The 8,995-nt window shown below is 73.5% G+C and carries 9 protein-coding genes; 4 read left to right on the forward strand and 5 right to left on the reverse strand.

The genetic code is table 11. The features are described 5' to 3' along the window. Both AOK18_RS02645 and AOK18_RS02650 read left to right on the forward strand, forming a co-directional pair. The coding region (locus AOK18_RS02645) for a DUF3152 domain-containing protein (RefSeq protein WP_240503026.1) at positions 1–335 on the forward strand (335 nt) is incomplete at both ends. A gap of 630 nt (positions 336–965) precedes the next feature. Then, positions 966–1,799: a PIG-L family deacetylase gene (locus AOK18_RS02650; RefSeq protein WP_055570635.1), complete on the forward strand. Its 834-nt coding sequence runs from the start codon at positions 966–968 to the stop codon at positions 1,797–1,799. Positions 1,800–2,262: 463 nt separating this feature from the next. Here the strand turns inward: AOK18_RS02650 and AOK18_RS02655 are convergent, their stop codons facing one another. The 3 genes from AOK18_RS02655 to AOK18_RS02665 all read right to left on the reverse strand — a co-directional run bounded on the left by AOK18_RS02655 (position 2,263) and on the right by AOK18_RS02665 (position 4,437). After that, positions 2,263–2,553, reverse strand: a complete 291-nt coding sequence (locus tag AOK18_RS02655; RefSeq protein WP_240503025.1) for a helix-turn-helix domain-containing protein — start codon at positions 2,551–2,553, stop codon at positions 2,263–2,265. A gap of 103 nt (positions 2,554–2,656) precedes the next feature. Next, positions 2,657–3,406 carry a TIGR03943 family putative permease subunit gene (locus AOK18_RS02660; protein ID WP_055693195.1) on the reverse strand — a complete coding sequence of 250 codons (750 nt, stop codon included), beginning with the start codon at positions 3,404–3,406 and terminating at the stop codon, positions 2,657–2,659. Further along, a complete protein-coding gene (locus tag AOK18_RS02665; protein WP_055693196.1) occupies positions 3,403–4,437 on the reverse strand; it encodes a permease in 1,035 nt (344 codons plus the stop codon). Before AOK18_RS02665 ends, AOK18_RS02660 begins: the two co-directional genes overlap by 4 nt. Positions 4,438–4,962: 525 nt before the next feature. On the opposite strand from AOK18_RS02665, the gene AOK18_RS02670 reads away from it, so the two are divergent. Together AOK18_RS02670 and AOK18_RS02675 are read left to right on the forward strand one after the other, a co-directional pair. Then, complete coding sequence (locus AOK18_RS02670) at positions 4,963–6,495, forward strand: histidine kinase (protein WP_055693197.1); 1,533 nt, start codon at positions 4,963–4,965, stop codon at positions 6,493–6,495. After that, positions 6,492–7,172 carry a response regulator transcription factor gene (locus AOK18_RS02675; RefSeq protein ID WP_055693198.1) on the forward strand — a complete coding sequence of 227 codons (681 nt, stop codon included), beginning with the start codon at positions 6,492–6,494 and terminating at the stop codon, positions 7,170–7,172. Before AOK18_RS02670 ends, AOK18_RS02675 begins: the two co-directional genes overlap by 4 nt. On the opposite strand, the gene AOK18_RS02680 is transcribed toward AOK18_RS02675, so the two are convergent. Further along, a complete protein-coding gene (locus AOK18_RS02680; RefSeq protein WP_055693199.1) occupies positions 7,120–8,358 on the reverse strand; it encodes an FAD-dependent monooxygenase in 1,239 nt (412 codons plus the stop codon). The two genes, AOK18_RS02675 and AOK18_RS02680, sit on opposite strands and share 53 nt — an antisense overlap. Further along, positions 8,355–8,995: MFS transporter (locus tag AOK18_RS02685; RefSeq protein ID WP_167738641.1), on the reverse strand; the 641-nt coding region annotated here is incomplete at its 5' end. The genes AOK18_RS02680 and AOK18_RS02685, both read right to left, overlap by 4 nt.

The following is an 8,995-nucleotide window of genomic DNA, read 5'->3' on the forward strand; positions in this document are numbered from 1 at the left end:
GGGACGTTCGTCGCCGCGCAGGCCGGTGGGAAGGCGGTGGGCAGCGGCTCCCGCCCGGTGCGCTACGTCGTGGAGGTCGAGACCGGTCTCGACGTCTCGCCGTCCCAGGCGGCGAACGAGATCGCCGACATACTCGCCACCCCGCGGGGCTGGACCCACGACCCGGACAACGCGTTCCAGCTGGTGGGCGCGGGATCGCCGCACGACATCACGATAAGGATCGCGACACCGGCGACGGCGGACGCCCTGTGCTGGGCGGGCATCCAGCAGGACACCGGAGGCGAGTACAACTGCGAGGTTCCCGGAGGGGTGGTGGTGAACCTCAAGCGCTGGGTNNGATGATGCAGCAGATCAAGGGCCTGCACGGCTGCGTCTCCAACGCCTGGCCCTACGACGAGAACGGTGACCTCATCACCGGGCCGCCCGTGTGACCGGCGCCGGTCCCCGAGCCGGCCGTCACGGCGGTCGGCCGTCACAGCCCGGTCCTGCACCGAATCCAGCTCCGTGAACTGCCGCTGCCTGCACCACCGTGGACCCCGCGTTCTCCCGCGCCCGCGGAATCCCCCGCCTTCCCGGTCGGGCGGAAGGGAACGACTCGATCCCGCACTCCCCAGAGACCGGCCGCGACGACGGCGGTGCGGGCCCTGCGCCCCTTCCCCGGCGCTGGACGACTCCCCCGCGGGCCGGAACGCGCCGACGCCTCTGCCTGTCGCCTGTCCCGTTCGCATTCGCATTCGCATTCGGGTTCGCGTTCGTGTGGAAACGCCGACGTGCGGGTCGGACCGGTCGTGCCGGGAACAGGCGGTCCGGGCGGCGATGTTGCATCGTCCGGGGCGCCGGCGCCGTGCGGGCGGGGAACACGGAGACCACGAGGTCGTCCGCCCCACCAGGATCCGGGCCCCGGGAGCGCGGTGCACCCGCCGCGCTCCTCGGACCGAGACGCATCTCCGCAGGAGGACTGTTCCATGACCGACCGGCCCTTGACCCTCATGGCAGTGCACGCCCACCCCGACGACGAGGCCACCGGAACCGGAGGGGTCCTCGCGCGGTACGCGGCGGAAGGTGTCCGCACGGTTCTCGTGACGTGTACCGACGGCGGGTGCGGTGACGGACCGGGAGGCGTCAAGCCGGGTGATCCCGGCCATGATCCGGAGGCGGTCGCCTTGATGCGCCGTCACGAACTCGAGGCGAGCTGTGCCGTCCTGAAGGTCAGTGATCTGGAGATGCTGGACTACGCCGACTCCGGGATGATGGGCTGGCCGAGCAACGACGCCCCCGGATCCTTCTGGCGGACCCCCGTGGAGGAGGGCGCCGCCCGGCTCGCGGAACTCATGCGGCACTACCGACCTGACGTGGTCGTCACCTACGACGAGAACGGCTTCTACGGCCACCCCGACCACATCCAGGCCCACCGCATCACGATGGCGGCGCTGGAGAAGACCGCGCTGACCCCGAAGGTGTACTGGACGACGATGCCCCGCTCGGGGATGCAGCGGTTCGACGAGATCATGCGCGAGTTCCACGGGGACATGCCGGAGCCGGATCCCGCCGAGGCCGCCGCGATGGCCGAGATCGGCCTCCCCGACGACGAGATCACCACGTGGGTGGACACCACCGCGTTCAGCGGTCAGAAGTTCGACGCGCTGGCCGCGCACGCCAGTCAGGGCGAGAACATCTTCTTCCTCAAGATGGGCAAGGAGAGGTTCGGTGAGCTGATGGGCACGGAGACCTTCGTACGGGTCAGGGACACCACCGGCGCCGCCGTACCCGAGAACGATCTCTTCGCCGGACTGCGCTGACCCACCCGTCCGGCCGGCGACCGGGAAAGCCCATCGGCCGCACGGCGCGATCGAGCGGGACACACGGAGTCGCCGTCCGGCGCGAGCCGTCCGTCGCGGGCCTTCCGGCGCGGTCGATCCCGGTGACCGAGCCGTCGCACGCGAGCTCGGCGACAAGCAGCGGCCCCGTACGACTCCCCGCCGGACCACGCGGTCGTAGTGACTTCGCGCGGGCACTTCGGGCGTCGTGGGACTTGGACACACCTCTCCGACGGTGCCTCCGTGATCCCGATGCGCCGCGGGGACGGCTTCGCCTGGTCGGCGCCCTTGATCCGGTGGACCGGCGGGCGGCCGAGCGGCGCACCCGTCGGCCATGGCGGTGGGAGCCGGCGTCACCGGTGTGGAGCAGGGGAACAGGTCGGGGCCGGGTGGGCGAGTCACGCGCGGAACCGATGGGCCGCGGCCCTGCGGCTCTCGATGACGGTCACGCCGCCGCGCTGTCCTGGTTGCCGCCGGCCGGCATGCGCAGGCTGTGGTCGCCGAAGTCCGCGACCGGATCCAGCCTCCCGCCGAGCGCCTCCACGTAGCGAGCGATGACGTCCAGGGTGGCCCCCTCACCGTGCTCGATCCGGGAGACTCGGACGACGCTGACGCCCATCCGGGTCGCCACATCCCGTTGGGTCGCCCCCGACTGCTTGCGTGCCCCGGCGAGCTGGTGGCCACGCGCCTCGGCGAGAGGCCGACGAGATCCTGCCTCCACCTCGGCGGGCTCCACGCCTGCCGCATACAGCTCCCGCTCTGTGCTTCCCGGTCCGCCGCGGCATGGCGGCGCCGCTGATGACGGTGCACGTCGGTCCGTGGGGCGGAAGGGCGCCGGTTCATCTCGCGAGGGGGAGCGGAAGGGCGTCGGTGTACGCGTTCGCCGGCTTGGCGGTCTTCTCCACGGAACGGGCGTCGAGCGCGGCGGGTGCGGAGCCCGTGCCCAGGGTTCCGCCGGGGTGCCAGGTTCCCGTGACGGTCACCCAGGTGTTGGCCGGCGGGGCCGGGGCGCGGTGGATCCGTACCTTCACGGACTGGGCGTCCGCCGCGCAGCAGGAGATGAGGAGCCGGTTCAGGTCCCAGCCGTCGCCCCGTTCGCCGGGGGTGACGAAACCGGTCAGTCGGACCGTGCGTCCCTCGATGGCCCGGGTGCGGTCCTGCTGCACGCGGCGGGTGAAGTCCGAAAGGGTCATCGGAAGCGGTGAGATCGCGGGCAGCGGGTCGAACGCGTCCTCGTGCGTGACGGCCTTGGGCGGCTGGCGGGAGGCGGTGTACGCGCCGAGCGCGGGCGGAGCGTAGAAGAGCAGGCTCAACGCCGGGAGGAACAGCAGCCACGCGGCACGGGGCGCGCCGGAGTGGCCGTGCCCGTGGCCGCCGTCGTCGCGGTCCGCGTGGTCGTCGCCCCCGCGCCGTCGTACCCAGGACACGGCGTCCGCCGCGCCGAGCAGGATCAGCAGGGCGCCGGAGGCGATGAGCAGCGGGCGCATCCCCTCCTTGACGTACCGCAGGTACAGGTCGGTGAACAGGGACACGCGCAGCAGGCCGATGCCGCTGAGGACGAGCAGGGCCGTCTGGAACGGACGTCTCACAGCAGTGCTCCTCCGATCAGCACGCTGAACAGGACCGCCACGACCGCGGTGGCGGCGGAGAACCGGATCGCGAAGGCCCGGCCGAAGGTACCCGCCTGCAGGGCGATCAGCTTCATGTCGACCACCGGACCGACGACCATGAACGCCAGCTGCGCGACCGGGGAGAACCCGTTCAGCGAGGCCGCCACGAACGCGTCCGCCTCCGAACACACCGCCAGCACGATCGCCAGCACGGCCAGGAACAGTACCGACAGCCAGAGCGAACCGGAGAACGCGTCCAGCACGGAACGGGGCACCGCCACGTTGAACGTGGCCGCCGCCATCGCGCCCACCACCAGGAAACCGCCCGCGTGCAGGAAGTCGTGCTGGAAGCCGGTCCGGAACTCCCGCCACCGGCTGCCACCCGCCTGATGCCCGCCGTGCCGCACGGCCGGCTTCAGCCACTCGGCCCGCCCCAGCCACAGCCACAGCCAGCCCATCGCCAGCGCCGTCCCCAGCGAGGCCAGCAACCGGGCGGCGACCATGGCCGGGTTCCCCGGGAAGGCCACCGCGGTGGCCGTCAGCACCACCGGGTTGATCGCGGGCGCCGACAGCAGGAACGCGAACGCGGCCGCGGGCGTGACACCCCGCCCGATCAGGCGGTTCGCCACCGGAACCGACGCGCACTCGCAGCCCGGCAGCACGACTCCCGCCGCACCGGCCACCGGCACGGCGAACACCGGCCGGCGGGGCAGCACACGGTTGAACACCCGGGCCGGCACGAACGCGTTGATGGCGCCGGACAGGGCCGTGCCCAGCAGCAGGAAGGGCAGCGCCTGGACGGTCACGGCAAGGCAGACGGTCCGCCACGCCTGCATCACGGGCGTCTCCAGCCACCGGCCCCCGAGGTAGAGCACCACACCGGGAACGGTGGCCGCTCCCAGCAGCAGAAGCGGCCAGAACCGGAGCCAGCCGGGAACGGCGTCGTCCCCCGCCGCTCCGTCCGCGTCGGAGGCCTCGGCCTCCCCGGCCCGTTCTTCTGTTCCCTGCACGCCAACTCCGCCTGTCAGATGGTGCGATCAACATAACGGGCGCTTGTGAACACGGAATCCGAACGTGCCAAGCTCGGCGGGGGGGCAAGCCCCGCCGTAGGGCCGGTGCGCGCAGGACCGGCGGCGCCGTCCCACTTCGGTCGACCTGCCAAGGCCCGCCCATTCCTTCCGAACGCCCGTTACGCTGAACCGACTTGGGCACGCAGACCGTGATCCGGCAGCGCGCCCGGCCAGGTGGGGGCCGAGACCGGTCCGCGCCGGCGGGCAGCGGCGGCCGACGCGGCACGAGACGCCCGGGCCCGGGTCGGGGTCGGGGCGCGGGTTCGGTCGGGACTCCCCCTCCGTGGAAGGCAGGGATCGTGGACGGCGGTTGGACGGGGCTGGTGGTCGCCGTCGTGGGCGTGGTGGGCACGCTGGGAGCGGCGTTGCTGACGCAGAACCGCGCGGACCGGACGCGGCAGTGCGGGGGCTCCCCGCCGGCCGCGATGGTGCGGTGGCTCCCCGCCGGCCGGTGCTGAGCCGGCCATGACGCACCCGGGGGACGGTGGCCCGCGTCCACGCGGCACGTGGCGGCGGGAGGGGGCGATCACGGCGACGGCGTTCACGCTCTGCCTGCTCGGCGGGACGATGCGGATCGACAACACGCTGTCGGCGCCGCCCGCCGCCGCCTGGGCCGTCGCCGTGGTGTCCTGTGCCGTGCTGCCGGCGCGGCACCGGGCGCCCCTGGCCGCCCTGGCGGCCACGACCGCGGTCGGCGTGCTGGTGCCGCCCCTGGGCCTCCTGCTGACCCCGCTCATCGTGGCCCCCGCCGTGATCACCGCCTACTCCTACACGCTCGCCGCGGGCACCGAACGGCGCGCGGCGGGCGCGGTGCTGCTCGCTTCCGTGGTGCTGGCCGCCCCCATCCCCCTGTTCGGCGACCTCTCGTGGAAGGACGCGAGCAGGACGGGAGTGGTGGCGGCGTTCCCGCTGGTGGCCGGCGTACTCGGGCACTCGGTGCGGAACCGGCGGGCCTACCTGGCGGCCGTGGAGGAGCGGGCCCGGCGGGCCGAGGAGAGCCGGGAGCGCGAGGCGCGCCGGAGGGTGGCCGAGGAACGGGTGCGCATCGCCCGGGAACTGCACGACCTGGTGGCCCACCAGATCACCCTCGCCAACGCGCAGGCCACGGTCGCCGCCCACCTCTTCGACACCCGCCCGGAGCAGACCCGCAAGAGCCTGGGGGAACTCGTCGAGACCACCGGCCACGCGCTCGACGAACTGCGGGCCACCGTCGGCCTGCTGCGTCAGTCCGGGGACACGGCCGGGGACGCCGAACCGGCCCCCGGACTCGCCCGGCTCCCCGCGCTCCTCGACTCCTTCCGCCGCGCGGGCCTGGAGGTGTCGGTGCACCGGGAGGGCACGGCCAGGCCGCTGCCGCCGGGAGTGGACCTCACCGCCTACCGCATCGTCCAGGAGGCTCTGACCAACGTGACCAAGCACGCCGGCACCGGCAGCGCCCGGGTGCGCCTCGCCTGGCACCCCGATCACGTCACCGTCACCGTCACCGACGACGGAGGGAGTACCCGTACGGGGCCGGGCGCGCCCGCGGGTCGGGGCACCCGTACGGTGCCGGGCGCACCCACGGGACCGGGCGCACCCACGGGACCGGGCGCACCCACGGGACCGGGCGCACCCACGGGACCGGGCGCACCCACGGGACCGGGTGCACCCACGGGACCGGCCGCGTCCATGGAACCGGGTGCGCCCACCGTGCCGGGCCGCCCGCCCGGTTACGGTCTGATCGGCATGCGTGAACGGGCCACCGCGGTCGGGGGACGCCTCTTTGCGGGCAGGCGCCCGGAGGGCGGTTTCCTCGTCTCCGCCCGGCTGCCGCTCCCGCCCGCCGGCGACACGACGCGGAGGACCGACGGAGCCATGACCACCGAGGAGGAGCGGATGGCCGACGGAGCGGCAGGCGACGGACGGACGGGGCACGGACCGACGGACGGCGGCCCGACGGACCACGGACCGACGGACGGCGGCCCGACGGACCACGGAGAGTCCGGGGACGCGTCATGACGCTCCGGGTGCTGCTCGCCGACGATCAGGCCCTGCTGCGCGGTGCCTTCCGGATGCTCCTCGACAGTACCGACGACATCACCGTGGTCGGTGAGGCCGGTGACGGCAGGGAGGCGGTCAGACTCACCCGGGAGCTGCGCCCGGACGTGGTGGTCATGGACATCCGGATGCCCGAGGTGGACGGTCTCACCGCCACGTCGGAGATCTGCGCGGACCCGGAACTGCGCTCCAGCCGCATCCTCGTCCTCACCACGTACGAGACCGACGAGTACGTCGCCCGGGCGCTGCGCGCGGGGGCCGGCGGCTTCATCGGCAAGGGCATCGGGGCCGAGGACCTGGCGGACGCCGTGCGTACGATCGCCGCCGGCGACACCCTTCTGTCCCCCGCCGCGACCCGCTCCCTGGTCGCCCGTTTCCTGGCCACGCCGGACGACGTCCCGCCGGACCGCACCGAACGGCTCGCCGTGCTCACCCCGCGCGAACGCGAGATGGTGTCCCTGGTCGCGACCGGCCTGTCCAACCAGGAGATCGCCGAGCGGATGTTCCTCAGCCCCTTCACCGTCCGCGCCCACGTGCAGCGCGCCATGACGAAACTGCGGGCCCGCGACCGGGCGCAACTCGTCGTCATCGCCTACCGGACGGGCCTGGCCCGCGGTGGCACCGACCGCCTGCCGTAGTCCCCGCCGGGGGCTCCGGCAGCGTGAGGGCCGAGTGGGCCGGCCGGGCCGTCGCGGAGGGCAGGGTGACGATGCCGCGCAGCAGGGTGTTGCGCTGTTCCAGGGCCCGCGCCGTGGTGGGGAAGAGCGTGGCCGCGCCGTTGTCGACCAGTGCCTGGTTCACGGCCACGAACTCGCGGAGGTCGCGTTCGTGGGCGGCGAAGGCCGCGGTGTGGTCCCGGTGCGCGGCCAGGGCGTGGGCGAGCGTGTAGGCACCGGCCAGCGCGAGGCTCGTGCCCTGTCCGGTGAGGAACGAGGGCGCGTACGCGGCGTCGCCGAGGAGTGCGACGCGGCCGCTGGACCAGCGGGGCATGCGGATCTGACCGACCGTGTCGAAGAACGGGTCCTCCGCGTCGCGCAGGGCGTCGATCATGCCGGGGACCTCCCATCCCGCGTCCGCGAAGACCGTGGCGACCAGGTCCTGCCGGGCGTCGGAGTCCCGGAGTGCGTCGGACGGCGGTTGCGGCCGGTGGAAGGCCAGGAGGGCGTGCACCTCGTCGGCGTCCCCGACGGCGTAGAGGGCCGCGGCCTTCCCCGGGGTGTTCCACATCACGAGTTCGCGGGAGAGGCCGAGGGTGTTCGGCATGGTGAAGAGGGCGAAGCAGTAGCCGAGGTAGCGGTGGAACCGCTCCTCGGGGCCGAACAGGGACTCCCGGGTGTGCGAGTGCGCGCCGTCGGCTCCGACGACCAGGTCGAACGTGCGCTGCCGCCCCCCGCGGAACGTGACGTCGACCCCCCGTCCGGCCGGGTCGAAGGCGGCGACGGAGTCGTCGAACAGGAACTCCACGTCGTCGCGGACCAGTGCGTGGAGGCTCGCGACCAGGTCCCCGCGGCGCACCTCGAGGTCCTGTCCTTCGACACCGCCGGCGACGGCGCGCGGACTGACCGAGGCCACTTCACCGCCTTCGGCGTCGAGGAAGGTGCAGCGGCGCGAGTCGATGTGCGCGTCCCGCAGGCGCGGCAGTATCCCCATCCGCCGGACCGCCTCCGTCGCGGTGCCGCGGACGTCGATCGGGTAACCGCCGTCGCGCAGCGTGCCGGCCTTCTCCACCACGGTGACCGCGCATCCGGACCGGTGCAGCCAGTGGGCGAGCGCGAGGCCGGAGACACCGGCCCCGGAGATCAGGATCCTGCGTGGTGCGGTCATGCCCGGGTTCCTTTCCTCGTGGCGCGGACGACGAGCAGGGACGACGCGGCGACGAGACCGGCGGTGATGAAACCCGTCGCGAAGGCCGCTTCGGACGGCAGGCCCGTCGCGGGGTCGGTCCCGGCGACGAGGATCACGCCGCCGACCTGGAAGCCCAGAGCGATCCCGATCACGCGGGTCACCACGAGCAGGCCGGTGGCGATGCCGGTGTTCTCGGCCTCGACGGAGGTGGCGGTGCCGGCGAGCAGCGCCGTGGTGGCGACGCCCGCGGCGAACGCGGTCAGCACCTTCGCGAGGACCAGCTGCCAGGCCGCGGTGTGCGTCGCCGCCAGGGCGGTCATCGTGGCCGCCGTGACGACGGCGGCCACGACGACCACGGCACGCGGACCGAAACGCCGTGCCGCGATCCCGCCGACCGAATCGCTCACCGCCCCGGCGACGGCACCGGGCAGCAGGAACAGCCCGATCCCGGTGGTGCCGGCGCCGAAGCCGTACCCGTCGGCCGGTACCGCGAACAGCTGCAGGAGCAGGAAGGACACCATGCCGAAACCGGCGGTGATGACGAAGGTGAGCAGGCACGCGCTCCACATCACGGGCTGTGCCAGCATGCGCAGGTCGACCATCGGCGAGGCCGCCC

Origin of the sequence: Streptomyces prasinopilosus (genome assembly GCF_001419695.1) — a bacterium.
GTDB classification, from domain to species: domain Bacteria; phylum Actinomycetota; class Actinomycetes; order Streptomycetales; family Streptomycetaceae; genus Streptomyces; species Streptomyces prasinopilosus.